The organism is Rhizobium sp. BG4 (genome assembly GCF_016864575.1).
Lineage (GTDB): Bacteria > Pseudomonadota > Alphaproteobacteria > Rhizobiales > Rhizobiaceae > Rhizobium.
In genome coordinates, this window is the sequence record NZ_CP044127.1 from 1 (window position 1) to 24,693 (window position 24,693).

The window sequence follows — 24,693 nt, forward strand, 5'->3', positions numbered from 1 at the left end:
CCGCAATGAACTTTCGATGGTTTTCCAGTTCGAGCATGTGACGCAGCAATGGGATGAAGTCTACGGCAAGTGGCGCTCGCGGCCGTTCGATCTGATCAGGCTGAAATCCGTTTTGAACAAATGGCAATATGCGCTAGCCGACGACGGTTGGAATTCCCTTTTCTGGGGCAATCACGATCTGCCGCGGGCTGTGTCGAAAGTATGGAGACGTCAAAGGCTATCCGGTCGAGTCGGCCAAGATGCTGGCAACGGTTCTGCATCTGATGAAAGGAACGCCCTTTATCTACCAGGGCGAGGAAATCGGCATGACCAACGTGCCGTTTTCCAAGATCGAGCAGTATCGGGACATCGAAACCCTCAACATGCACCGTCTGCACCTGGAAGCCGGCCTTTCGCCCGAAGACTTCATCAAGGGTGCCAACGAAAATGGCCGGGACAATGCCCGCACGCCGATGCAGTGGGCGCCTGAGGCCAATGCCGGCTTCACCACTGGCATCCCCTGGATTGAAATCAATGAGAACTACACGGTGATCAACGCGGAACAGGCTATTTCTGATGAACACTCCATCTGGAACCACTATCGCAAGCTGATCGCGCTTAGGAAAAACAGTCCCATCGTCGTACACGGGCGCTACCAGTCCTACTTGGACCATCACCCTGATGTATTCGTCTATTCGCGCAGGCTCGGCGACGAGTTCATGGTGGTGGTCGCCAGTTTTTCCGCCCGCATCATAACCGTCGAACTGCCGGAAGAGCTGCTCGTCTCCGGTCAATGCCTGATCAGCAATTATGCGCCCGTCACACGGTTAGCCGGTGTCGTCGAACTCCAGCCATATGAGGCTTTTGCCATTCTTGTCATGCGAACCTAGGCGAATGGAACAATGACCGGGCAACATGGTTACGACCAACGCCCGCGCATGGCTGTCTGATGCTCGTGGTCCATTGTTGGAGGGTGAAACATGAGCGCCAATCAAGACGTCTTGGCAGGTAACGAAAAGATCGGGGAAAACCGGCGATATCCGATCGGCGCTGAACCGATCGGCGCGTGCGTGTCCTTTCGCGTATGGGCACCGGCACAGGACAGCATGACAATTGTGCTTGACGAGGGACAGACGTTCGACATGCGTCGTCAGCATGACGGTTACTTCCAAATCGAAGTCGATAACCTCAGGCCGGGCGCCCTTTACCGCTTCAAGCTGGGAAGCTGTGACCAACTTGCCCCAGATCCGGCGTCGCGGTTTCAACCCGACGGGCCCACCGGTCCATCGATGGTCGTCGATCCGGGAGACTTTGACTGGCATGATCACGAATGGACGGGCCTCAGCCCAGGCGGTCAGGTGCTCTATGAAATGCATATTGGAACGTTCACGGCTGAGGGAAGCTATCGGGCAGCGGCCGAGAAGCTTCCCTTCCTCAAAGAACTCGGCATCACCTGCCTGGAGCTGATGCCGGTCAATGAATTTTGCGGATCGTTCGGATGGGGCTATGACGGCGTTCTGGCCTATGCCCCGACACGCCTATACGGATCGCCCGATGACTTGCGCTTCTTCGTCGAGACGGCCCACAAACACGGAATTGGGGTTATTCTGGATGTCGTCTATAACCATTTTGGTGCCGGCGACCGGTTTAAGGATTTTTCGCCGGACTACTTCACGGATCGCTACGCCAACGAGTGGGGCAGCTCGATCAATTTCGACGGTCCCAACAGTGCCGGTGCGCGCGAATATTTCGCGAAAAATGCTGCCTATTGGATCGATGAATTTCATTTCGATGGTTTGCGATTGGATGCGACACAGGCGCTCTTCGATGAAGGCGACGAGCATATATTGGAGGTGATTGCCCGGGAGGCGCGCCGAGCCGGCGAAGGCAAGTCGATATACCTCGTGGCGGAGAACGAGCCTCAGCAGACCCGTCTGGTGCGCAGCCTGGAACAGGGCGGTTACGGTCTCGATGCGCTTTGGAATGACGATTTCCACCACTCCGCGACCGTCGCGCTGACCGGACGCAATGAAGCCTATTACCACGACCATCTGGGCTGCGCACAAGAATTCGTTTCTGCTGCGAAGTACGGCTATCTCTTCCAGGGTCAACGATATGATTGGCAGGACGCGCCGCGAGGGCAGCCGGGCTTCGACCTGCGTCCCAGCGCTTTTGTCCATTTTCTGCAAAACCACGACCAGATCGCCAATTCCGGCGTGGGCCTCCGTATGGACAAGCTTGCGTCACCCGCAAGGGTCCGGGCGATGACGGCGCTGCTCCTTTTAGGTCCGCAGACGCCGATGCTGTTTCAGGGCCAGGAGTTCGGCTCCTCAAGTCCGTTCTTTTACTTCGCCGATCAGTCGGGCGAACTCGCGAACCTTGTGCGCAACGGGCGGATCGACTTCCTCAAACAGTTTCCGAGCTTGCAGGACGATAGCTTCGTCGAACGGATGCCCGATCCGGCTCAACCGAGCACTTTTGAACGCTCGAAACTCAACTGGTCGGAGACCGAAGCGAGCGGGCATGTCATAGCGTTGCACAGGGATCTCATTGCTCTGCGTCAGCAGACGCCAGCAATAGCCGGCAACGGCGACGTTGATGGAAGCGTTCTTGCTCAGTCGGCTTTCCAGTTGCGGTTTTTTTCCCCGGACCCGTTGGACGAGAGACTGCTGATCGTTAACTTGGGCCGGGATCTCCCGGTCATGAGCCGTGCAGATCCGCTTTTGGCGGCGCCTTCGGGAACACGATGGTCAGTGGAGTGGGCGAGCGAAGAGTTTGTCTACGGCGGATCCGGCAGAAGGCCGATCGACCTGCTGCATCGCTCGACCTTATGCGCAGACAGCGCCGTGTTGTTTCGCCCTGTCGCGGCGGCGCCACGATAAGACAGCCGACAGTACTATCAGCCGAGTGGCATGCCCCTCGCCGGAGGGAGCCCGCGAAAACCGCATGTGCGGGCGCCCCCTCCTCACCCTGTGACTGAAGTCTCGGCTGACGGCCCTACTTCGCCTCTGTCCACTCGATCGTCAGCGCACGGGCAAGCTCCGAGAGGGGGTGGAAAAAACCAGCCGGAACAGGGGAAGTTTGCATCACTCGCTTGCCACTATTTACCGTCCGGGGTCTTTTGCGAAAGTGCAATGTGCTCCGCATAATCCCCATCTGCTGTTCTCAGCTCACGCCTGCACGACCGCTGGATTTCGATCCTGCGCTGCCTAGATTATTCTACTGTTAACCATCTGAAGAAATGACATTATTTTCCGTGCCGGAAGCAATATCGGCCTTTTCTTCCGCTGCCCGTACAGCCTACGAAGCCACTATTTCCGGGCCCTGGAAGTCGATCGCTGGAGAGTACTGTGCATGGCATCCGGCGCACGTGGCCAACCAGTCTGGCACCTGGCAAACATACCCGTTGGCGACGGATTTATCAAGCCGAACCGCCTCTAACATAGGGCCAATGTTCGCAATTTCCGATCCACGCGTTGCCAAGGATAGCCCCCGACCCAATGGCGTCAGCAGAATTGCGGTGCCGGTCGCGAAAGATGGGCGACGTCTTCGGACGGCACGCAACGCGACTATGGCGACCTCGCCGCGGGCGTCTGCAATGAAGACCTGTGGAGGAATGGGTTCGAGATCCCGGGCAAAGTCCTAGCCCAAATTGGCTTTGCGCGCAGATCAACAGGGGGAAGCAACAGGGCCGGTGCCGGCCGGCGTTGCGATCAAGAAGGCAGATATTAGTGTCATCGACGAACCAAGGCGGAGGCCTTCCAAGCAGAAAATCGAGCGTCCGACAGATGTTTCCCGCGGGCAACCCGTGAGGCAGTGCCGCCAGGAGTTAAGTGACCTCGGAATTGTCAATGACAAGCGGCATGTCCTTGGCATTCGAACCGACCGGGCAGGGATAAGGGCGACGGGGCGGCCTGCCGGGCACCAGCAGATTGACGTGATGCTTCGGAGCAGCATGAATCAAGCCGCAGCCCCCCGTGCCGAGGCACCCCTTACGGGCCGTGGCGGGACGTTACGCGCGGGACCCTGCCTCAGCCCCCGCGCTGCACGCCGTGATCGCATCACGGATTGATGCGCCGCAGGATCTCCTATCGCGGCTTATTCCAAGGCCGGACGCCCCGCGCAGCAAATCCCCTCCCCTGAATGTTCGTCCAGCGCAGCTCGTCAACCCCGAGCGGGCATTGGCATCCGCCGGAAGGCTCTGGATCTGCTATCCAGCTGCGAGCATCGGTCTGGTCTGATGCGAACCGATCCTCGCGTCGATGCCAGGGGAGCCCCCTCGCCGGTCTCACGTCCCCTTTGTTTTCCGGCGCGACGCAGGAAAGTCGCAAAAGCTGCGTCGCGATCGTCAACGGCCTCTGGCGACGCGACTGAGACAGGAAGAAGCTTCGGCGCGCATGGCGATCGCAACTGGACCCTGACAAGCGCCGGCGCGAAGAGATCGCATCCTGAGTGGCGCCGATGTGTACGGCCTTTTGTGGGTGTCGCATCGGCAAGATGAGCGCAAGCATTGGGGCACCGGAGTTGTCCGCGGACAACTGTTGTGCTGCTTTACATCTTGGCGGGTGGGCATCGGCGCTGACGGTCCACCAGCGCTCGAAAGCGTGGGAACGAGTGAGCAATCTTCCCGACATGTCGGCTTCGCAAGGTGCCGGGACCGTTTCGAGCGTGACCTTCTTACAGCAAGCTCAGAGCGCTAGCCGAGGTTTGCCACAGGGGCGGGTTGGCCGGCTGGTAGAAAACAAGCCGCGCAATCACCTATCCGCCTCGATACAAAACTCCCAACGCGAACCGTCGTCTCATTAAGGTCGCGCGTTCGCAATCGCCTGACGCTGGGATGCGTCGCTCCCAATCCCTTGCTGGCGATTGACACGGACCGCTGCGGCATCCAGCGCGTGATGGAGATCGTTGGCGCGGCTTATCTTCACCATCTTTAGGTGGCTACCCCACGCAAGGCGCCGCCACCAACCATTGTCATACTGTCTGACTGGAAGCCCTTCTGGGACGCATCTCAAATTGGACTGCGCACCACAATCCGGAACATTGACGGAGCGGCGAGAGCGGTGCCCGTTTGAAGCTGTAAGGCTCCAGGTTCGAATGATGCGATGTGCTGTCGCCGCCTATCAATTTCGTGGGACAAGGCCGCGGGTGAGAGCCGCACCGCCGCGCCGACGTCGCGACGCACAGCACTCAGCGCCACACATCGGCCACGACAGGACCAACCCAATGCAGTTGAAAAGTTCCTGCCGACCGCCGGGCAGAACTGACTACAAGCTCAGCGGCAAAATCGTTGATCCTGACTGGCATGCTCGCCATGCCTGGCACCAGCGTTCGCCGCCCGTGTGGGACCGGCCCTTTCTGCAAGGCGACTGGACAGGGGTCTCGCGGCCCACCGCAACATTGATGAACGGGGTGCATCGCCGCTGGCGCCGGCTGGAACGGACCTGTCGCAGAGTTTCCGCTTCACGGGGGCCGCGGACAACCCGCCGAGTTGTCCGCGGACAACTCGCAAATCAGGGCGTGGCGAACACCGTTTCTTGGCCCGAAAGGCCCATCAAATCGGCTCTCCACAGGTCATGGTTAAGCGTTTGTAAATTGGTAACGAATCGGAGCATACTCTAACTGCGCAGTTTTCCACCCTATTCGAACATTTGCGCAGTTGATTGGAAAAACACTATGCAGCCGAGTCTCGCCCTTCAGGATGATCAAGAGCACCTCCCCTCGCTTCTGGCAACAGATGCGCAGGAACTCTCATACCAGCTTCAGCAGCACCAGGCGAAGATCTTTTCGCCGCTGGCACGCAAGACCCTGCGGACATTCTCGCCGGCCGAAGCGGCAAGCTTCATCGGCATCGGCGAGGGCTACCTGCGCCAGATTGCAGCCGAGGGCCACGGCCCCGATCCCCTGGCCAATGGCCGCCGCCTCTACAGCGCCGAGGACATGGATCGTATTCGCCATGCGCTCGACCAGCGCAACGGCAACACCAAATATATTCCTGCCCGCAAGGCCTCCGAAAAACTCCAGGTCGTTTCGGTCATGAACTTCAAGGGCGGATCGGGCAAGACAACCACCGCCGCGCATCTGGCGCAATATCTGGCACTGAGAGGTTACCGTGTTCTGGCGATCGACCTCGACCCGCAAGCGTCGATGTCGGCGCTGTTTGGTCATCAGCCTGAGTTGGATGTCGGCGAGGGGGAAACCCTCCATGGCGCTATCCGCTACGAGGATCCGCGGCCAATCGCCGAAATCGTGCGCGCGACCTATACGCCGAACCTCCATCTTATTCCGGGCAATCTCGAACTGATGGAATTCGAGCACGAGACGCCGCGCGCTATGGCATCGGGCAACGCCGAGACGATGTTCTTTGCCCGTATCGGCGAAGCACTGACGGACATCGAAAGCCACTATGATCTGGTGATTATCGATTGCCCGCCGCAACTCGGATTTTTGACGATGTCTGCCCTTTGCGCGGCGACATCGGTATTGATCACCGTTCACCCCCAGATGCTCGACGTCATGTCGATGTCGCAGTTCCTGACGATGACCAGCGAGTTGATGTCCGTGGTCGAAAGGGCAGGGGGCCGCACAAGCTACGACTGGATGCGGTATCTCGTGACCCGCTTCGAGCCCAATGATGGACCGCAGAGCCAGATGACCGGTTTCATGCGCGCGATCTTCGGCAATCGCATGCTTCACAATGCGATGCTCAAATCGACGGCTGTCTCCGATGCCGGCGTAACGAAGCAGACACTCTATGAGGTGGACCGCGCGCAATTTACCCGCGGGACCTACGATCGCGCACTGGATTCCCTCAATCTCGTCAATAGCGAAATCGAGGCCCACATCCGGTCGACCTGGGGAAGGAGGTAAGTGAATGTCGAGAAAGAACCTGCTTGAGATTTCGAGCCCGAACGGGGAACGCCCCGAACCGGCACCTCATCGTGACAGCCGGCCATTGGCCGGCCTTGCTCCGACGGTCCGCTCAGGCTCACCTGTCGGGGGCATTACAAAAACCCTCGGAAACATAACCGAGAAGATGGAGCGCGCCACCGACCTTGAAAGGCAGCTGGCACAGGGACAGACAATCGTCGAGATTGATCCGGCTCTCGTTGACGCCTCATTCGTTGCCGATCGACTTGAAATCGATCCCGTTGAACTTGCACAACTCGTCGAGCAGATTCGCGAACACGGGCAGCAGGTTCCGGTTCTGCTCAGGCCGCATCCCGGGGCCAGATCGAGATACCAGGTTGCCTATGGTCATCGTCGTTTGGCGGCAACGCGGATGCTCGGCATCAAGGTCCGTGCCGTCATTCGCGAACTGACCGACGAACAGCTGGTGGTCAGCCAAGGACAGGAAAACAGCGCCCGCACCAACCTGTCATTCATCGAGCGGGCATTGTTTGCTGCACGCCTGGAGGAACGCGGCTTCGGTCGCGACGTAATCATGGCGTCTCTCGGCGTCGACAAGGCTGCGCTGTCCAAGATGATGTCGGTCATTTCTCAGGTTCCGATGGCCGTCCTTACGGCAATCGGCGCTGCTCCAGATGTCGGCCGGCGACGCTGGGCAGAGCTGGCAGAAAGACTGACCCCAAGCAATTGCGAGACCATTGCGACCGAGTTGTCCGCGGACAACTGGCGTGCCTTGAGCAGTCCGGAACGGTTCCAAAGAGCTCTCGAAATTGCACAAAACAAGGAGCAGCGTACTGTTTCGGCCGCTACCAAGGCAGAAATTCCAGGCCTGCCCGTCACCCTGAAGACGTCAGCAAAGAGTGCCACCTTTGTCTTCAACAACAAGGCCGCACCTGGATTCGACCGATTTGTGCAGGAGAGGCTTTCGCAGCTCTTCGCCGAATACCAACAGCAACAAGGAGCGTAACGCGCAAAAGAAAAAGGCCCCCAAACGTCGCCGTCGTGGAAGCCCTTCTCGATCTTAAGCAAATCAAGAATCGCATTTCCCCGAATCACAGTCAAGAGTCTTGGCGCCATTTTGGTGAGCGGATTTCTTTTGCCTCAACGTAGGTGAAAGAAAAATGGATACGACATATGTGACGACGCCTGTTGGGCGGCGGCCGATGACGCTTGCCATGATGTTGGCACAGCACAAGGCCGGTACCTTGCCAAAGGACCACCGGCGCAACAAGTGGAAGCTCTTCAGATCGGTCTGCGAGGCACGCCGTGATCTCTGCGTGAGCGACCGGGCGCTGACGGTTCTTGATGCCTTGCTGACGTTTTTGCCTGATGATGACCTGTCCGGCAGTGCCTCCCTCGTTGTGTTTCCGTCGAATGTTCAGCTCTCAATCCGGGCCCGGGGCATGACGCCAGCGACCCTACGCCGGCATCTGGCTATGCTCGTTGACGCCGGATTGATTGCCCGCAAGGACAGTCCCAATGGAAAGCGCTATGCCCGGCGGGGAAAGGGTGGGGAAATCGATGAGGCCTTCGGGTTCAACCTGGCCCCGCTGCTTGCCCGCGCCGATGAGATCGAAGCTGTCGCCGAACGTCTGCGCCTCGAGCGGGAACACCTTCGCCTTGCCAAGGAACGTCTTTCAATCTGCCGCCGTGATATCGGCAAACTGATTGCTGCAGCTACGCTCGAGGAAGTCCCCGGTGACTGGACATCGCTTTTTGGGGCGTTCCGCCGCGTTGTCGATGGATTGCCTCGCCAGGCCACTCTCCTGGAGGTCGAAACTGCATTGCGTCAGCTCGAAGATATTCGCTCCGGTGTCGTCAACCAATTGGAAACTCATGTAAAAGCACAAAATACAGGCGCCAATGAATCGCAGGGTGAGCGCCACATACAGGATTCAGATCCAGAATCCCTTTTTGAAATTGAAGCCGCAAATCACCACGAAGAAATCCAGCAGTCAGGTCCGGAGACCTTCGTCACTCAGATGGGAGGCGGAGAATATACAACGTCAGCGGTCAATCTCGGCGCTGTCTTGAAGGCATGCCCGCAAGTGAACTCCTACGGCCCGAACGGAGCCGTCCGAAACTGGCAGGATCTCGCTGCTGCAACAGAGATCGTGCGCACCATGCTTGGCATCAGTCGTTCGGCCTATCAGGATGCGGTCCTCGCTATGGGTGCCGAAGGGGCGGCAATCGTCACGGCGTGCATTCTTGAAGGCGCAGAGCGGATAAACTCGCCGGGTGGATACCTGCGCAGCCTCACCCTTCGAGCGCGGCATCGCTCCTTCCAGCCAGGCCCCATGCTCCAGGCACTGTTGCGAGGTAGCCGTCAGAACAGTTGAAAGTCGCATGCAAACCGTAAGGCCCGATGATGAAAGCCCATGCAAACTAAAAAGCAGTCCTACACCTTGAGGAAAGGGATGACGGAAACTAAGATCCATTTCACTTCTTCTCACGCAAAGATATGTTTTGTTTTCAGAGGGCTACCCCTACACTGCAGATATTTCTGAAGCGTTCCTTAACCTGATAATCAACGCGATGATGCTTCCACGGGCCCAACGGCGCTAGGGCACGATTGCTGGCCACAAACGGGAATTTCAATCGACGCCGTTTTTGGGCGGTAATGAGGACGACCATGGAAAGACATCGGAGAGGCCGCGCCCAGGTAGCCGGCGGACAGGATCACGAAGCGCGCTACAACGCGAAGAGAAAAACGCCGTGAAGCTGTCTGTTGGTTGGACCGGCGATTCCCGTAGAAAAATCGATCCAACTCGGCAAGAAGGCGAGCTCAGAACGCGATCGGACTGATCGATCCGCTCGTTGGCGCGTTACTCTCCCGGAGAACGCAACCATGACGGACGGAATTAGCAAAAGCAGGAATGCCACGACGCGGCCAATCGGCTCGCTGCGAGCGAGTGTACGAATTCACCCGCCGTGAAGCGCTGGCCGAAGAGCGTCGACGGCGCCACGAGATGAGGGAACGTTCGAAAAGGCTCGCCTGAAGGCGCAGGAGCAGGCCGCCAATCATAAGCCACAGGAGGCAATCATGGACGACGACATTCGAAAGGACGCATACAAGCGGTGGGAGGACGAAGGTCGCCCTGAAGGCCAGCACGAGCGACATTGGCGCGAGGCCGAAGAGGCCCACCGGTCGAAATCGAGCGGGACACCACAGACGTGGTCTTCGGACCATGGTGGCGGGGTCGTACCGCCGGACGGAAGCGAGACTTCCTCGGACGCAATCCGTTCAAACGAGCCGGGAAGCTTCAAGCCGGGCGAACTCGCTTCCGAAAACAAGTGATCTTGTCCAGCAACTGGAAGCCACGATGATCGATCCTTGTCCTACGCACACTACCGGTTATGGTCGATCTTCGTCATATTGCTCTGCCCCCGCGATCGGCGCTAGCCAGGGTTCCCGGCGCTTTACCCAAAGTTCGTATGTAGGCCTTAGCGGCGTCGGCGCGTCGGACAGAACGCCGAGCTTGACCTCGGCCTCCCGTTCGTTGGCCGAGAACAGCCGCGACCCGCATTTTGGGCAAAATGATCGACCGCGAAACTCACGTGTTTCGCCTTTCAATTCGAACCCGCTCGCGGGCCAGACGCCGAAGAACGTGAACGCCGATCCGCTTTCTTGACGACAGTCGGTGCAATGACAGATGCCGGTGCGCAGGGGTTCGCCGCGCACAGCAACCTTCACATCGCCACAAGAGCAGGAACCGACCAGCGTTCTCATGCCGACTTCTCCGCTGCATCATCGACGACGTCGGTCTCCGGACGGTCTCCGCCAGATGCATGCTCGGTCTGCCAGCGTCCGTCCGCAAGCTGATATGAAATCTCGGCGTCGCGGCCTTCCAGGTGCTGTCGCTCTGCAGCAGATCTTGCCGCGGCAAGCGCCGCGTCATGGTCGGCAAAGGACTCGGACCACACCTCGCCTAGTCGATACGCGAAACCTCCGTCGTGCTCTGCGACATGATAGGTGATCTTGCTCATGTGTCATCCTCTTGAGACTATCAAAGAAAGCGCGCGGTTTGCTCAGCAGAACGAGCCTAGTCAGTTGGGCCGCCTTAGATCGGCGCAATCAAGGCTGCGGTGGCAGTTGCCAGGTCTTCGACGCTTTGCTTCTTCCCAAGGCAGCTTCGAAGGCCTCCATCAAATCGCGCTTCTGCACCTCGCGTCCGGAATTTTGGTGCACGTCCGATCCACTCTGTGCTCACTATGATGCAAGAAACGCGGCCGATAACCCCCAGTTCCGCTTCAGCCATATCGGCGATGAGCTTAATGCGAGCCATCGTCCGTTTTATCCTCCCAGGTCGTCCTCAGCGGCGTCTAAAGTGGCTCGGAGTCTGGTCGAGCACGACAGTTGGACGGCCTGATGACGTCAAGACAGCTCCTACTCGGGCAATCCCTCTACGAAAGCAAGGCCCCTCGCAGGTTCTCTCGTCGCGCGTATGGCTGACCGCCATTTTTATCCCGCATCCTGTCGGGTGGCACTGCCAATGGATGTTCCAATTTAGCGCGGGTGGAAACACTGGCGCTAATTTTTCGTCTTGATGGAACCTGACAAGGCCCAACTCGTTTGTGCCGTGAACGTCATCGCTTTGACCCAGCACGCACGTTCAAGGCTGACTGCAATTAGCCAAAAAGGCCACCGTCGCATCGCCCGCCACGGTGGCTTTTTTATACGTGAGAACTGCCCGGCGAGGGTTAGGTCAAACGAGCACCCCCACGCGATAACGGGGCTGCAATCGCCACGTCGCAAACTTAGGTGAGGTCATCGCCGGACTGCAGGGAAAAAACGATGACCTCCTCCTAAATGAGGCCTGCGTCGCCATTACCCGCGTGCAAGTTAGCCAAGCCGGAACAGTGCTGCTGCCGGGAGGTCCTGAGAAAAGAGAAAAGCGGGCAGATGTCATGCTGATCGAGCAGCACGACAAGAGTTTATCATCGGTGCGGCGAGAAACGATAGCGAACGCATCGCAAGCGCGATGCCATCGATTTCTGTGGAACGATATAAGAACATCAGCAACAAGCTTGTGCTAAACAATACTTTTTCAAAATACGAGCGAACAGCCGGTGCACGAACCGTAAATATCCACAGAACACGCACCGTGCACTGCGTTTGAAAAGTAATATGATATCTCAGATTATCTTTCCGCGGGGGTGTCCTAGCATCACCTTCAATTCGTCGGCGAGTGTATCCGGATTATTCCCGAATTCGATCGACGACGATGGGGAAGACCTTGCCCGCGTCTTAAATAGAAGCGCTCCTGTAGAGGCAGCGCCTCTTGCGACCGAACTGGCGTCCAAGGTGGTGCCCGTTGCCCCCGGATACCGTGGCAAATTTTCAGGACTTTTTGAGGCGGCCTATTGCAATTGCCGCGAGGCAGCCGTGCCCTACCTGTTCAAGCTGAACAAATGCATGCGTTGGAATTCAATCCTCCACATGGCCTCTGCCACGACGTAGTCGGGCCGTCAGCAGCCCGCCGGCCTTTGACCTCGGGGCAGGACGGAGGTTCGCTAAGCAAGGAGGAGACGCGCGATGGGCGATCACTCGGACCGCAATGACCGCCAGCGGGCGCTTGCCGACTTCGGAGACTTTGTGCTCGATCACGACGATCTCGACGAGATACTGACCGAGGGATGCAGGCTCGTCGCCGCGGCGCTTGGAGCAGATCTCGCAAAAATCATGGAGATCGAGCGAGGAAGCAACACTGCGATCGTGCGTGCCGGCGTCGGGTGGCACGACGGCGTCATTGGGAGAGCACGGGTAGACCTTAACGATCGGTCCTCGGAGGCCTACGCCATCGAGAAATCTGAACCGGTGATCACCAACGACATCTCTGACGAAGGTCGCTTCGTGTTCACGAGATTTCTGCGTGATCACGGGGTCGTGGCGCTGGTCAACGTTCCGATTATCCTCCCCGGCCGCAAGCCTTTCGGCATCCTGCAGGTGGATGCCCGCCATCCCCGCAGCTTCGATAGAGCCGACATCGAGTTCCTGAAGACATATGCGATGGTGCTCGGACCGGTGATCGACCGTCTCCAGACCGTGGCAGAGCTCAGGGCCACCGACAAGCGTCTTCGCCTCGTTGTGGACAACGCACGTGCATACGTCCTCATTGTTAGCGACGCCGATGATAAGATTACCGACTGGCTGGGTGGCTCCGAGCAAATTCTTGGTTGGACAGCCGCAGAAGCCGTGGGGCAGGGTGCCGACATGATCTTCACGGAGGACGACCGGGCCAACGGGGTTCCCGAACGCGAACTCGCCAACGCACGCGAATGCGGGCACTCCGCCGACATCCGCTGGCATCTTCGCAAGGACGGCTCGAAAGTCTTTCTGGAGGGCCAGACCATCGCTCTTCGCGACGCGAGTGATACGCTTAAAGGCTACTACAAGATCGGTCAGGATCAGACAGAGCGAAAGCGCAATGAAGATCAACAGGCGTTCCTCCTGGAGCTGTCGGATTCGCTTCGGTCGCTTTCAACGGTCGAGGAAATCGCGCTTGAAGCGGCGCAGCGCCTCGGCGCCGTCTTGAACGCGCATCGCGTTATCTACGGTGCCATTAAGGATAGCGAAATGAACGTTTCGGCCGAATATACTGCCGGTGTCCGATCGCTCCTCGGCCGTCACCACCTGACTTCTTTGGGTGCGGAATTCCTTGGCCGATACAAGGCGGGTAACCTTGTGACGTCCAATGACGTCGCCGCGGAAGCCGGTATCAACGCTGCGGGCAAGGACAGCCTCCTGAACAGACAGGTCGCGGCGTTCGCCGATCTCGTCATTTTCGACGATGGTTCGATCGTGAACTTTCTCGGTGTGCAGAGCGCATCGCCGAGAACTTGGAGTAGTCTTGATCAATTCATCATCCGCGAGGTCGGCGAACGCCTCCGCGTCGCCATAGATCGGGCGAGGGCGGAAGGCGGGCGTCGGGAAAGCGAGGCTCGTCTGCGTCAGTTCGGTGAAGCGTCGTCGGACGTCATATGGATACGCGACGCTGATACCCTGCAATGGGAGTATCTAAGCCCGGCTTTCGAGACGGTGTACGGCATTGCCGTCGAGAAGGCGCTCACAGCCGACAACATCGACACCTGGCGTGAGATGATTGTTGAGAGCGACCGCGAACGCGTCATCGATCATCTCGATCGGGTTCGCGCAGGCGATGAACGAAGCGTCGACTTCAGAATCCGGAGGCCGGACGGCGAAATACGCTGGCTGCGCGACGCCAGCTTTCCGATCCGAAGTTCGGACGGGCGAGTGCAGAGGATCGGCGGTATCCGGCGTGACGTCACCCAATCCAAGCTTGCCGAAGTGCGGCTCGTCCAAAGCGAGGAGAGGCTCAGCAGCGCTGTCGAGGTCGGAAAGCTCGGCCTCTGGGACTGGGACGTCCAAACCGGTGCCATTCACTGGTCGGACGAGCACTTCCGCATGGAAGGATACGAGGTAGGTGAAATCACGCCCAGCTACGATGCGTGGGTGTCGCGCATACATCCGGATGACAGGTCTGCGGCGGAGGAAGCCATCCGAAGGTCGATGGAGGGCCGGGAGGAATTCGCCCATGAGTTTCGAACCGTTCATCCTGACGGTTCCGTCCACTGGCTGTCCGGACGCGGAAAGTTCTTCTACGACGACGCCCGCCGGCCGCTGCGCATGGTCGGCGCAATGGTCGAGACCACTGAGCGACGCGCCTGGGAGGAACGCCAGAAGGTGCTTGTCGCCGAACTGCAGCACCGGACGCGAAATCTCATCGCCGTCGTCCGCTCGGTGGCGGAGAATACAGCCCGATCCAGCATCGATCTGGCTGACTTCCGTGTCCGCTATCGCGACCGTCTTGACGCCTTGGCGCGCGTGCAAGGTCTTCTATCCCGGCTGAAGGACGACGTCGATCGCGTCACGTTCGATGATCTGATCCATATGGAACTTTCGGCAGTCGGCGCAAGTTCCGAGCGCACAACCGTAGAAGGGCCAGCTGGAGTAAGGCTTCGATCCTCGACGGTTCAGACGCTCGCCATGGCCATCCACGAGCTGGCCACCAATGCGGTCAAGTATGGTGCTCTCGGGCGGCCCAGCGGGAGATTGTCAGTCACGTGGTCGCTCGATCCCGACGAAGATCATGGAAGGCGGTGGCTCCACATCAATTGGGCGGAGAGCGGTGTAGACATGTCTGCGGCAGGCAGCGTGCCGCGGGGGACAGGTCAAGGCCGTGAATTGATCGAAAAGGCGCTGCCCTATCAACTTGGTGCGCGGACGGCCTACAGTCTCGGCGCCGGTGGTATCCGCTGCACCATATCAATTCCGGTGTCCAACCGCTTGGAGGATCCCCATGATTGATCTTGGCGTGCCAACCAGCCGGATACTCATCGTTGAGGACGAGTACATGCTTGCCACGGAAATGAGCAGCGAGCTTTCGGGCACAGGTGCGGTCGTCATTGGGCCTGTTCCGACCGTCGAGCAAGCAACCGCTCTGATCCAGGAGAGTGGCGCTATCGATGGAGCAATCCTGGACGTCAATCTTGGTGGCGAGCTGGTGTACCCCGTCGCGGATCTGCTCGCGCGGAGCGGAATTCCGTTCGTCTTTGTCACCGGATACGAGACGTCCGCGCTCCCGCAAGAGTATGCCGCCGTGCCGTGTATCATGAAGCCGGTAAACATGGCAGAAGCGATCCGTGCCTTGGGGCGGGCAGGAGCCTGATGATTGCAAAGGAGCAGGGTCTAAACCTGCCTTCCACCTTTGTATTCAAGCCACCGCTCCTGCGAGATCATCGCTATGTTCATGCCTGGAACCGTCGTTAGGGGTGCCTGAGGCGGTCCGGCGCCTGCGCCCTGACAGCCGTGGGCGATGATGAACCTCGCACGGACTCCGGACTTATTCGGTGCCGATTCGGCGAAATCGACCTTTTGCCGACAAACCATTTCGCGTCCGTGATGACCATTTGGGTTCCACAGTCGCGGTCCGTCTGTTCCTGACAAGATTGACGGAGCTGGCGTTTTACGGCGTCGGCACCGATGTTCTGCGCGCTCAATGGCCGCCATCATACGGATCTTACAATCAGACGTATGGCCACTTGACGCCAGGTTTCCCCTATCGTCAGCGGTCACAGCAGCGCCGGATTGACAAATGCGACGTCAGGATCACGCGCAAGCCACAGCCCACTGCCGCGGACGATCTGGTTCAGTGCGAGCCATGACCTCGCCCCGCACTGCCGTCGCCCCGTTGCTGCGCCAATACGTCTGACATGGCGTTTTGATGATCAAGCAGATAGCGCTCGACATCGCCCGCGCAGGCGTCCTTTATCTCGGCTATGCTGAAACCTTCGGCCACGCCCGCTTCGACCAGAGCTTTCGCCTGGTCCCAGAAGTCGGATTTTTCTGCGTGGTGGCCTGACAGATCGACAATCTCCTGAACGCGGTCGTCAAGCCAGTCTATGATATTCACCATGACCTCCTCCCGATGATCTGTCTCCAGGGAGATAGGCAGACGTCCTATCACGACAAGACGCTATTGCCTGCGTTCGTAGAGCTCTTCGACGCGCAGCGACAGGCGCCGGCGTATCCCATATAAATCGGTTCGCGGCTGCGACATCTCATCCCTGCCGCAGAGCATTACATCCGAATTCCATGGCGTTAGAAACGTCCGGACGCTTACTGGTATGTTCATGTGGGTATGTTTCTGCATGGAGGCAGCTATGGGCACCACCCGCTTGACGAGCCGTGAGTTTAACCACCATGTCAGTTGTGAGGCGCTCGCGGTTGCAGCCCGCAATACCCAAGATTTTGAAGAAGCCGGTGTTGTCCTCGTAGATCTATGGCGAGCGTACCATTCGATACCCATCGAAACTGAGTGCAACTTCAGGCGCCGGCCCCCACAATGCAGATGTCTCGCCAGATGATGCTTGTCGGAGACAATCGGAAAATTGCGGCGAGGCTTTACGTTCTATCGATGTAAAGCGGACGGCGGCGTGGCGTGCGTCTGCCTCTCGGTGAAGCAGACAGGACTTTGGACCGGAACGGCATCAGCAATCCATGACGTCGCGTGCGTTACACCCATCATATTTTTGCAGTTCGCCCCGCATCCTGCCGCTCCACCGGCCGATAAACGCAATGGTATCAGCTGCCAGCAGATGAGCGGTCAACGCATTCTGGTCGACCCACCGTTCCGATATTAGCAGTCGCCCAGTGCGCGAACCGACCACGGCAGCATCATAGCTGATGCATCCGGGACGCCCGCGAGTGGTGGATGCCAGTACATTCAGTTCCGCCATGAATTGCGCCAGGTCGGCTGGATCGACATGCACGTAACCCGTAATGATCAGCATGAGAACTTTCTCCATCAAGAAGACCCGACCGGCCGCCCGCGGCGGCCAGGTGTTTGGTCAAGCGATGATCACGTGGCAACCAGCACGATCTTGCCCTGGATGCTTCCTGCAGACGCACGGCGGTGGGCTGCCGGTGCCTCGGCCAGGGCATAGGTGCTGTCGATCACCACCCGAACGGAGCTATCAAGCAGACGGCCAGCGTCGGCCAGTTGCTTGCCGTTCGAGCGCACCTGCGTCGTCGAGACGGTGATCTTGCGCCGGTCAGCTTCCTCATGGCTGGAAAAGCCAAGCGGGTTGACGAGGAAGAGGGCGCCACCCGGCTTGATGCTGGAAAGGAAGCGTTCCATCTTCGCGCCGCCGACGGCATCAAGCACCAGATCCGCATTCGCCACTACCCTTTCGGCGGCCACCTTCGTGTAGTCGATGAAACCGTCCGCGCCGAGGTCTGTCAGCATCGCTTCATGTTTGCCGGAAGCAACGGCGATCACCTTTGCCCCTTGCCATTTCGCGAGCTGCACCGCGAGATGACCGACGCCGCCTCCGGCGCCGTTCACCAGCACTGTCTTGCCGGCGAGCGGCACCGGGGCATGGGGGAAGGACTGAAAAGGGTTCGGCGCATCATGACCAAGCTCGACCAGAAACTGCCAGGCTGTCAGCAGCGACATCGGCGCAGCAGCCGCCTGGATATGGTCGATCCCGGATGGTTTCAGCGCCAGGTCCGATGCCGGAACGCGAACATAGTCTGCGTAGGCGCTGCTTCCGGTCATCAAGTCGTGCGGGAACCGGACCATCGCGTAGACAGCGTCGCCCGCGTGGAACTGCGACACGTTTTCGCCGACAGCCGCGACCACGCCGGAAACGTCCGTGCCCAGGATCAGCGGAAAAGCCGGGCTGGGACGCCATTGCGGCGGCAGGGCGCGATAGCCGTCGCGCAGGTAGAGATCCGGCGGGTTGATGCTTGCGGCATGGACGCGAACGAGTACGTCGTCCGCTGAGATTGCCGGTCGGGGCGCATCCTCATGGAGAAGGACATCCGGTCCACCGAATTCGTGGATGCGCACGGCTTTCATCATTTTAGTCATCATCGCCTCACTGGTGCTTGTTTCCGCAGAAGAAAATACGAGCATCTTTGTGAGTTGATAATGGCGGCGCTATTCGCTTTAATCATGCCATGAGGGAACAAATCGGAATTGACAGGCTGACCGGATTAATCGCTTTCGCGCGCGCCGGATCGCTTGGAAGCTACACCGCCGCCGCCCGCTCCCTGTCGGTCTCACCCTCGGCGGTCAGCAAGAGCATCCAGCGGCTGGAAAAGCAGTTCGGCATTTCGCTGTTTATGCGCACCACCCGTTCTCTCACCCTGACGGCCGAAGGGCGCGACCTGCATGAGCGCGCGCTCAAGCTCTTGCACGACGCAGACGAGATCGAGCAGGCGGTAAGAGCAGCACGAACCGAGCCTACCGGGACCTTGCGGATCGCGGCCTCGTTGCCGATCGGCTTGCACATCATCGCACCGGCCCTGCCTGAATTTCGCAGGCTCCATCCAAAGGTGACCATCGATTTGCGTTTGAGCGATCATACGGTCGATCTCGTCGAAGGCGGCTTCGACCTGGCGGTCCGCATCGGCGATCTTCCAGATTCCAGCCTGCTTTCACGCCGGCTCCTGCCATACAGGCTGTGCTGCTATGCCTCGCCACACTACCTGGCGGGGCGCAGTCCACCGACCCGTCCCGACCAGTTGGAAGAACATGAAACTGTCAACCTTCGCTACCAGAACAGCGGCCAGTTGTTCCGTTGGCCATTTCTCGTCGGGGGCAGGGACGTGGAGATCCTGCCGCCCTCCGGCATTATCGTCGATGCGAGCGAAGCTGTGCTTGCGGCGATCGCGGCCGGTGCCGGCATCGGAATGGCAACCAGCTTCATGGCCGGCGCCTGGGTCAGCCGCGGGGCGCTTGTCCCTGTCCTGGCTGACCACGCGGTGGAACGGCACAATATCACAGCGCTGTGGCCAGAAAGCCGCCGGTCCAACCCGGCAGTGCGCGCCTTCCTCGACACTCTTGCGGAGCTGTCGTGACGCCAAAAAGTGGCGGCCTGCATCTGGTGCAAGCCGGCACAAGGCCGTCAAGGAGCATGCCGGACGCGGGCAGTCGGTCCCGCTTCTCCTGCGGACCGCTATGCTGAAGCTCCTACGGCTGCCCCGACGCGCCCGACCTGCGTCGCGAATTCCCGCTTTCCCGCGCCGGAGGCACGGCGCGATGCTGAAAGCTCCGATACGCTTCATGTTTGTCGCGGGCTCGCCGAGCGAGCCGGCCGCTATTCGAAACCCGGTCATTTACCCGCCCGAGCCGAGGTAAGACACCGCTCCGCTTTCGGACACAAGGGCGCATCTTGCTGATCCGAGTGGTAATGCCGGGACCGGGGAATGACGCACCCTCATTGAACGCGACTGCACCGACGCCCCCCTGCCACGGCCATCCGTGGCGCGTTCGAAGCAGGTGCTGGTTCAAGGGAAGCTTGACCATAAAGCTTGAGCGGGCCGTCTTGCTCTCAGGCGCGCTCCTGGTTCAGGATTCGCAACGTCCGGATCTGGCTTGCCAGGGCGAGAAGCGCCTTCGCCACAGTCTCGTCCGACATCTCCTCGATATGCTGGGCGATGTCTTCGATGACCCGCCCGGTCGGCTCGTCCGACGGAGCAGGCTTGCCGGTCTTCAGCAATAAGCCGCGCAGCGCTCCTGACGTCGTCATGCCGCGTTCAAGAAGCCGTTTGCGCTCGGCAAGCGTCAGGGCCTGGACGGTATTTGCGGCGCGCACGAAATCCGAAATCATCTGCGTTGTCAGCGTCACCGCGGATGGTCCTCCATCAGCCACTCGTCTTTCATCATCAACCCTCGACATGCCGTGATGTGCTTCGGCCGCCATCATCACGAGCTCGTCCCGCTGGGTCAATAGCGGTAAGAGGCGGCGCGATGTGTCAGAAAGGGCGAGCGTCACGCTAAGGTGGGTATTCACACTATGGGTTCTGATAATGAGGGATCGCACATCCGAACTGGTCAAACGGACGTCGAGCGCATCGGCGTAAAAGCTTGAAAGCCTCTGAGCCCATGACGGAACTCCGCGATCGAGACCTTGCCGAAGGCTAGAAGACCGCGCCCCCAGCGCCGGTCGCTGACCCATCTTCACGGACGCTTGCGACAGAGGCACGTCGCGTGCAGGGACAGGTTGCCCACGATGCGTTTCCCGCAACCATCATCCGAACGCGTCCGACAGCATCCAGTCAGGGTCCTGGTCGAGGTCTTTCTTGCGGCAGATCGAAAACGTGTTCCCGCAAAGTTCATCTTCGGGGCTGCGGCTTCTTTACCGAAGGAAACGGTCCTTTGCGAACGCCCTGAACTCCAGCTCGACATCTGCCCTCTGCGGCGTTCCGCAACAGGCAGAGAAGCCAGGACTCAGCCTTTTCAACAACGGGCGAGCCACGCCTGAATGGAGCGCGAATTAGAGAACGGTGCCGCTCAATAACTGGGTCGGTCAGGTTGTGCGGTGAAAGGTGCTCGAAGCGGCGCGTGACAGAGGGAGAGGAGGGAAGGGGTTTTGTAGCGGGTTGGGAGGCTGGAGAGAGTTTCTGGCCGGCTCGCTACGGAGAAACGGCATGGGTAAGGCGATCGAGAAGTTCACCCTCAGTGCAGCCCGAAATATTCCCCTCGACAAGCTGGTGCTCAACCAGCAGACCGTCCGCAAGCTCAGGGCGAGCCTGTCGATCGAGGACTTGGCGCAAGACATCGCGATCGCGGATTGCTCACCAGCCTCAACGTCCGGCCTGAACTCGACGGCGATGGCAACGAGACCGGCATCTGCCGCATTCCCAACGGTGGGCGCGCTATCGCGCTCTCGAACGCTTGTGGCACAGAAGCGACTGACCAGAACCGCCAGCAGTCCCGGCATTGTCAGCAGAGACGACACCCAGTAGGTCGAGGACCCGCTTGCTGAAGGCCTCCAGCGCGTCCCCTTGCATCCGCTCGATCAGTTTCGCGCCTTCCTGGCCCTGCGCGCGCAGGGTCTAAGCGAGGAGGAGAGCGCCGACCATGACTACATTGGCGTGAACGAGGCGGGTCAGTTTCGGGATCCCCGACCAGCCGGCCGACCTCCAAGACGAGCCGCAAGCATCAAGCGATGACCCCGGCGATACGGGACGTGAGTTTGAAAGCGAATCTCACGGCCGCCCAGTCGGTTCACCAGCATCACAAAAGCCTGACCCGATCGCGGTGCGGTCGGGTCTTCTCAGCGATGGTTTTCCAGCATGATCGCCAGCGCAAAATTCGCCGCGGCTTTTGGCGATCCGGCTTGCCGCATCGCCGGCCGGCACATGGCTAAGCTTTTTTCGAAAAAACCCCTCGACCTCGCCCGGCCATCGCGCCGGGTTTTACGTTTATGGAGACAAATCGATGCACATCCTGCCTTCCAACATCCAAACCGCCTCTTCCGCCTTCAAGGTCGATATCTCCCGCGGCATGCGGATCGGCCGCGTTTCGTCGGAATGGTTCTCACGGCCCGACGACGAACGCTTCCTGTCGCTGAGCGATCTCTATGACACCGTTCGATCCCGCGCTGAGCACGCCCATGCCCGGAGGATCGAAAGCGCTGCGATCCGGGTCGAAGCAACCCGCGACAATGCTGAGCGGCTTGCGCTTCTTGTTCCCGGCCAGCGCCAGCCGATCGCGCCGACCCACTGGAGCTTCGGCCAGCTCTGCAGCCTGGTTGGCGCGCCCGCCACCTATATGCGCCAGCTTCCGGCGCCGCTTGCGGCGATCAATCTGCAGCATGGCCTGCTCAATCACCGCGCCGAGCTCGTCAAGACTTTGGAGATGGACGATGGCCGCCTGGAACTGCGAGCGGTGACCGGACCCGACTATGGCCGCATCTGGGACCATGAGCTGGTGTCGGCGGTAATGGAGATCGCCGGCAATGGGACCGGCGACACGATATGGAAAGTGCCGGGCGTCCTGGATTGGGCGACGATGACCCACAATCCCTTCGTCGATATCACCACCGATACGACGACGCTCTATGCCAGCGACCGTGACGTCTTCCTGTTTCTGGTGGACGACACCCATCCGATCGAAGCCGGGCGGTTGGCGAACGGCGAGCCGGATCTCTACTTCCGCGGCTTCTACGCCTGGAACTCCGAGGTTGGATCGAAGACGCTCGGCATTGCTTCATTTTACCTCCGCGCTGTCTGCGCCAACCGCAACCTCTGGGGAACCGAGAATTTTGAAGAGATCACCATTCGCCATTCGAAGTTTGCCGCCCAGCGCTTTGCCCATGAGGCGGCACCTGCGTTGACGAGCTTCGCGAACTCCTCGCCGGCGCCCTTCATCGCCGGCATCAAGTCAGCCCGCGAGCGGATCGTCGCGCGCAAGGACGAGGATCGCGAGACCTTCCTGCGCCGCCGCGGCTTTTCCAAAGCCGAGTCCGGCAAGGTGATCGAAATGGTGCTGTCTGAGGAGGGCAGGCCACCGGAATCGATCTTCGATTTCGTCCAGGGCATCACCGCGCTTGCTCGCACCAGGACCAATCAGGACACGCGTCTCGAACTCGAAGGCAAGGCCAGGAAGCTGCTCGAAAGCGCTGCCTGATAGGTTGGCGCGCCTGGCCCACAGATCCGGCGCGACTGCCAACCCCTCGTCATCTTAGAGCCCGGTCAGGCGCCGGGCCTCTTTATGTCTGGGCCACCCTGTGCGTGATGGGCTATCCCCGATCATGCCGGCGCAATCTTCGGCACCCGCTGCGCGCTTCGCAGCTGGTGGGAATCTCGATCTGCTGGAATGCCTCGATGCGTCGACACGCCTTACGTGCTTTGCGGCGTCGGCCGCAGTTACGGCAAACACGTCTTTGCGTCTTGGCGATCTTCCCGATGCCCACCCCTCTGACCTCCACCGCCCGACGCCGATGATCCCATCGGCTTTATGGGCAGCCAGACACGCTAAGCGCCGGTGATCATCGGCGCTCCTTGCTGGCGATCGCCGATCCCTCCTTGGCTGCCTGGTGACGCTTGTCCAGCCCATCCGGCCGGGCGCCGAGCCAGGTCGCTCTTTCTCGCTTCTGGAGATACTTCGATGACAATCATCTCGCAGCCACACCCCGTTTCCGCCGTTCCGAGTGTTGTCAGGACTGGCCTTCACGCGCCTCTCGCGGCGCAAGAAACCAGGTCGTTTCTGCAGCGGAGTCGCGTCGTTGCTGGAGACAGCCTTGGCGCGATCGTGACCGCTGTGTTGGCCGTGATCCGGACCTTCCGGGGCTGGCCGGTCAATGTCGCGTGCTGGTTATGAGAAGGGCGTGCCATGCTCTCCCCAGGCGAACTGGCGGAGCGTCTCGCGCAAGACGCGGAGGCCGTCTGCCGCCACTATCTCTCGGCCGGCCGCCGGGCCGGTCACTACTGGCTGGTCGGCGATGTCGACAACACCAGGGGCGCTTCGCTCTACGTGCATCTCGCCGGTCCGCGCGCCGGCCGATGGACAGATGCAGCGACCGGCCAGTTTGGCGATCTCCTCGATCTCATACGCGAGACCTGCGGTCTCATCGATTTCCGGGACGTTGCCTTCGAGGCCCGCCGGTTCCTCAGCCTCCCCAGGCCGGAGCCGCTATCGCCCTCTCGAAGCGGCAGTCAAGATCCCGCGGTAGTCGCCCCGCCGGCTTCTGAGCGTGCCAGGCGTCTGTTTCGGACGACGCAGCCCCTCGCCGGCACACTTGCCGACGCCTATCTCAGGGGGCGCGGTATCCTGCGCGGTCCTGACCACGCGGTACTGCGTTTCCATGCGGCCTGCTACTACCGCGATCTCGTCACCGGCCAGACGAGCAGCTATCCGGCGCTGATTGCCGCTGTGACAGGCCCTGGGGGCGAGATCACCGGGATACACCGCTGCTTTCTCGATCCGGCCGGCGGGGGCAAGGCGAGGGTCGATAATCCTCGCCGAGCGCTTGGAGCGTTGCTCGGCAATGGCGTCCGCTTCTGCTTCCCGCTCGACGCACCGATCCCGGTCGTGGCCGCGGGCGAAGGTCTCGAAACCGTGCTGTCCCTCTCACAGGTGATGCCCGGCATGCCTTTGGTCGCGGCTCTCTCGGCCAGTCACCTTGCTGCCTTCCGCTTCCCGCCCGGATGCCAGCGCATCTATATTGCCGCCGACGCGGATGCCGCCGGCCGCCACGCCGTCGAGCGATTGAGCCGGCGCGCGCAGATCTGCGGGATTCTGCCGCTGGTGCTGTCGCCCGAGCTCAGCGATTTCAACGAAGATCTGCGCTGGCTGGGACCCGATCGGATGGCCGCAAGCCTGATGTCGCAACTCACGCCGGAAGACGCGATGACCTTCATGGCCTGACGCCGGGTGGTGGGATGGAGCCGCAGGTTGCGTCGCAGGCGGCGTGGGCGGAAGGATCGGCTGGTCTCCGGTTTCCCTTGGCGCGCCTGCGGGCCTGCCGAGAGGCGACCGGTATCACGCG

The 24,693-nt window shown here is 60.1% G+C and carries 19 protein-coding genes and 1 pseudogene; 13 read left to right on the top strand and 7 right to left on the bottom strand.

Features of this window, described 5'->3' with window-relative positions; genetic code table 11:
* Positions 1–16 precede the first annotated feature (16 nt).
* The 7 genes and pseudogenes from F2982_RS32205 to F2982_RS27690 all read left to right on the top strand — a co-directional run.
* A pseudogene (locus tag F2982_RS32205) lies at positions 17–151 on the top strand (hypothetical protein); the annotation flags it as partial.
* An 88-nt stretch (positions 152–239) separates the two neighbouring features.
* Positions 240–869 carry an alpha-amylase family glycosyl hydrolase gene (locus tag F2982_RS27665; protein ID WP_348652541.1) on the top strand — a complete coding sequence of 210 codons (630 nt, stop codon included), beginning with the start codon at positions 240–242 and terminating at the stop codon, positions 867–869.
* 90 nt (positions 870–959) lie between these two features.
* Complete coding sequence (gene treZ, locus F2982_RS27670; RefSeq protein WP_203431383.1) at positions 960–2,861, top strand: malto-oligosyltrehalose trehalohydrolase; 1,902 nt, start codon at positions 960–962, stop codon at positions 2,859–2,861.
* Between the two features lie 2,794 nt (positions 2,862–5,655).
* Positions 5,656–6,849: a plasmid partitioning protein RepA gene (repA, locus tag F2982_RS27675; RefSeq protein WP_112717235.1), complete on the top strand. Its 1,194-nt coding sequence runs from the start codon at positions 5,656–5,658 to the stop codon at positions 6,847–6,849.
* 4 nt (positions 6,850–6,853) lie between these two features.
* Positions 6,854–7,855, top strand: a complete 1,002-nt coding sequence (gene repB, locus F2982_RS27680) for a plasmid partitioning protein RepB (RefSeq protein WP_203431384.1) — start codon at positions 6,854–6,856, stop codon at positions 7,853–7,855.
* Positions 7,856–8,009: 154 nt separating this feature from the next.
* The gene (gene repC, locus F2982_RS27685) at positions 8,010–9,227 is read left to right on the top strand and encodes a plasmid replication protein RepC (RefSeq protein WP_203431385.1); all 1,218 of its coding nucleotides are present in this window, start codon (positions 8,010–8,012) and stop codon (positions 9,225–9,227) included.
* Between the two features lie 704 nt (positions 9,228–9,931).
* Positions 9,932–10,186, top strand: coding sequence for a DUF2934 domain-containing protein (locus F2982_RS27690; RefSeq protein ID WP_203431386.1), 255 nt, complete (start codon positions 9,932–9,934; stop codon positions 10,184–10,186).
* 57 nt (positions 10,187–10,243) lie between these two features.
* On the opposite strand, the gene F2982_RS27695 is transcribed toward F2982_RS27690, so the two are convergent.
* The 3 genes from F2982_RS27695 to F2982_RS27705 form a co-directional block, all read right to left on the bottom strand.
* Positions 10,244–10,618: a GFA family protein gene (locus F2982_RS27695; RefSeq protein WP_203431387.1), complete on the bottom strand. Its 375-nt coding sequence runs from the start codon at positions 10,616–10,618 to the stop codon at positions 10,244–10,246.
* Positions 10,615–10,875 (bottom strand): DUF2188 domain-containing protein, encoded by a 261-nt coding sequence (locus tag F2982_RS27700; protein ID WP_112717245.1) that lies wholly within the window; start codon positions 10,873–10,875, stop codon positions 10,615–10,617. The genes F2982_RS27695 and F2982_RS27700 overlap by 4 nt, the downstream gene beginning before the upstream one ends.
* A 74-nt stretch (positions 10,876–10,949) precedes the next feature.
* Complete coding sequence (locus tag F2982_RS27705) at positions 10,950–11,174, bottom strand: hypothetical protein (RefSeq protein WP_203431388.1); 225 nt, start codon at positions 11,172–11,174, stop codon at positions 10,950–10,952.
* A 1,250-nt stretch (positions 11,175–12,424) separates the two neighbouring features.
* On the opposite strand from F2982_RS27705, the gene F2982_RS27710 reads away from it, so the two are divergent.
* Both F2982_RS27710 and F2982_RS27715 read left to right on the top strand, forming a co-directional pair.
* Positions 12,425–15,217 (top strand): PAS domain-containing protein, encoded by a 2,793-nt coding sequence (locus F2982_RS27710; RefSeq protein ID WP_203431389.1) that lies wholly within the window; start codon positions 12,425–12,427, stop codon positions 15,215–15,217.
* On the top strand, positions 15,210–15,578 hold the full coding sequence (locus F2982_RS27715; RefSeq protein ID WP_203431390.1) for a response regulator: 369 nt from the start codon (positions 15,210–15,212) through the stop codon (positions 15,576–15,578). The genes F2982_RS27710 and F2982_RS27715 overlap by 8 nt, the downstream gene beginning before the upstream one ends.
* Positions 15,579–16,058: 480 nt before the next feature.
* Here the strand turns inward: F2982_RS27715 and F2982_RS27720 are convergent, their stop codons facing one another.
* The 3 genes from F2982_RS27720 to F2982_RS27730 all read right to left on the bottom strand — a co-directional run bounded on the left by F2982_RS27720 (position 16,059) and on the right by F2982_RS27730 (position 18,284).
* Entirely contained in the window at positions 16,059–16,325 is a 267-nt protein-coding gene (locus F2982_RS27720) for a hypothetical protein (RefSeq protein WP_203431391.1), read from the bottom strand.
* Between the two features lie 574 nt (positions 16,326–16,899).
* The gene (locus F2982_RS27725; RefSeq protein WP_203431392.1) at positions 16,900–17,202 is read right to left on the bottom strand and encodes a putative quinol monooxygenase; all 303 of its coding nucleotides are present in this window, start codon (positions 17,200–17,202) and stop codon (positions 16,900–16,902) included.
* A 68-nt stretch (positions 17,203–17,270) separates the two neighbouring features.
* Entirely contained in the window at positions 17,271–18,284 is a 1,014-nt protein-coding gene (locus tag F2982_RS27730; RefSeq protein WP_203431598.1) for an NADP-dependent oxidoreductase, read from the bottom strand.
* Between the two features lie 89 nt (positions 18,285–18,373).
* On the opposite strand from F2982_RS27730, the gene F2982_RS27735 reads away from it, so the two are divergent.
* Positions 18,374–19,276 (top strand): LysR family transcriptional regulator, encoded by a 903-nt coding sequence (locus F2982_RS27735; protein WP_203431393.1) that lies wholly within the window; start codon positions 18,374–18,376, stop codon positions 19,274–19,276.
* Positions 19,277–19,749: 473 nt separating this feature from the next.
* Here F2982_RS27735 and F2982_RS27740 read toward each other — a convergent pair whose 3' ends face one another.
* On the bottom strand, positions 19,750–20,046 hold the full coding sequence (locus tag F2982_RS27740; RefSeq protein ID WP_203431394.1) for a hypothetical protein: 297 nt from the start codon (positions 20,044–20,046) through the stop codon (positions 19,750–19,752).
* Between the two features lie 802 nt (positions 20,047–20,848).
* Here F2982_RS27740 and F2982_RS27745 point away from each other — a divergent pair.
* From F2982_RS27745 to F2982_RS27755, 3 genes are all read left to right on the top strand, one after another.
* Entirely contained in the window at positions 20,849–21,166 is a 318-nt protein-coding gene (locus F2982_RS27745) for a hypothetical protein (RefSeq protein ID WP_348652539.1), read from the top strand.
* A 475-nt stretch (positions 21,167–21,641) separates the two neighbouring features.
* Positions 21,642–22,832, top strand: a complete 1,191-nt coding sequence (locus F2982_RS27750; protein ID WP_203431395.1) for a DUF932 domain-containing protein — start codon at positions 21,642–21,644, stop codon at positions 22,830–22,832.
* A gap of 705 nt (positions 22,833–23,537) precedes the next feature.
* Positions 23,538–24,572, top strand: coding sequence for a toprim domain-containing protein (locus F2982_RS27755; protein ID WP_203431396.1), 1,035 nt, complete (start codon positions 23,538–23,540; stop codon positions 24,570–24,572).
* Positions 24,573–24,693: the final 121 nt, after the last annotated feature.

What these genes read in the sequence shown, in the direction of transcription:
- F2982_RS27745 (WP_348652539.1), top strand. Translation starts at nt 20,849, where the DNA reads ATGGGTAAGGCGATCGAGAAGTTCACCCTCAGTGCAGCCCGAAATATT.
- treZ (WP_203431383.1), top strand. Translation starts at nt 960, where the DNA reads ATGAGCGCCAATCAAGACGTCTTGGCAGGTAACGAAAAGATCGGGGAA.
- F2982_RS27730 (WP_203431598.1), bottom strand. Translation starts at nt 18,284, where the DNA reads ATGACTAAAATGATGAAAGCCGTGCGCATCCACGAATTCGGTGGACCG.
- repA (WP_112717235.1), top strand. Translation starts at nt 5,656, where the DNA reads ATGCAGCCGAGTCTCGCCCTTCAGGATGATCAAGAGCACCTCCCCTCG.
- F2982_RS27700 (WP_112717245.1), bottom strand. Translation starts at nt 10,875, where the DNA reads ATGAGCAAGATCACCTATCATGTCGCAGAGCACGACGGAGGTTTCGCG.
- F2982_RS27735 (WP_203431393.1), top strand. Translation starts at nt 18,374, where the DNA reads ATGAGGGAACAAATCGGAATTGACAGGCTGACCGGATTAATCGCTTTC.
- F2982_RS27715 (WP_203431390.1), top strand. Translation starts at nt 15,210, where the DNA reads ATGATTGATCTTGGCGTGCCAACCAGCCGGATACTCATCGTTGAGGAC.
- F2982_RS27720 (WP_203431391.1), bottom strand. Translation starts at nt 16,325, where the DNA reads ATGGTGAATATCATAGACTGGCTTGACGACCGCGTTCAGGAGATTGTC.
- F2982_RS27690 (WP_203431386.1), top strand. Translation starts at nt 9,932, where the DNA reads ATGGACGACGACATTCGAAAGGACGCATACAAGCGGTGGGAGGACGAA.
- F2982_RS27710 (WP_203431389.1), top strand. Translation starts at nt 12,425, where the DNA reads ATGGGCGATCACTCGGACCGCAATGACCGCCAGCGGGCGCTTGCCGAC.
- F2982_RS27725 (WP_203431392.1), bottom strand. Translation starts at nt 17,202, where the DNA reads ATGCTGATCATTACGGGTTACGTGCATGTCGATCCAGCCGACCTGGCG.
- F2982_RS27665 (WP_348652541.1), top strand. Translation starts at nt 240, where the DNA reads ATGCTGGCAACGGTTCTGCATCTGATGAAAGGAACGCCCTTTATCTAC.
- F2982_RS27750 (WP_203431395.1), top strand. Translation starts at nt 21,642, where the DNA reads ATGCACATCCTGCCTTCCAACATCCAAACCGCCTCTTCCGCCTTCAAG.
- F2982_RS27705 (WP_203431388.1), bottom strand. Translation starts at nt 11,174, where the DNA reads ATGGCTCGCATTAAGCTCATCGCCGATATGGCTGAAGCGGAACTGGGG.
- repB (WP_203431384.1), top strand. Translation starts at nt 6,854, where the DNA reads ATGTCGAGAAAGAACCTGCTTGAGATTTCGAGCCCGAACGGGGAACGC.
- repC (WP_203431385.1), top strand. Translation starts at nt 8,010, where the DNA reads ATGGATACGACATATGTGACGACGCCTGTTGGGCGGCGGCCGATGACG.
- F2982_RS27755 (WP_203431396.1), top strand. Translation starts at nt 23,538, where the DNA reads ATGCTCTCCCCAGGCGAACTGGCGGAGCGTCTCGCGCAAGACGCGGAG.
- F2982_RS27695 (WP_203431387.1), bottom strand. Translation starts at nt 10,618, where the DNA reads ATGAGAACGCTGGTCGGTTCCTGCTCTTGTGGCGATGTGAAGGTTGCT.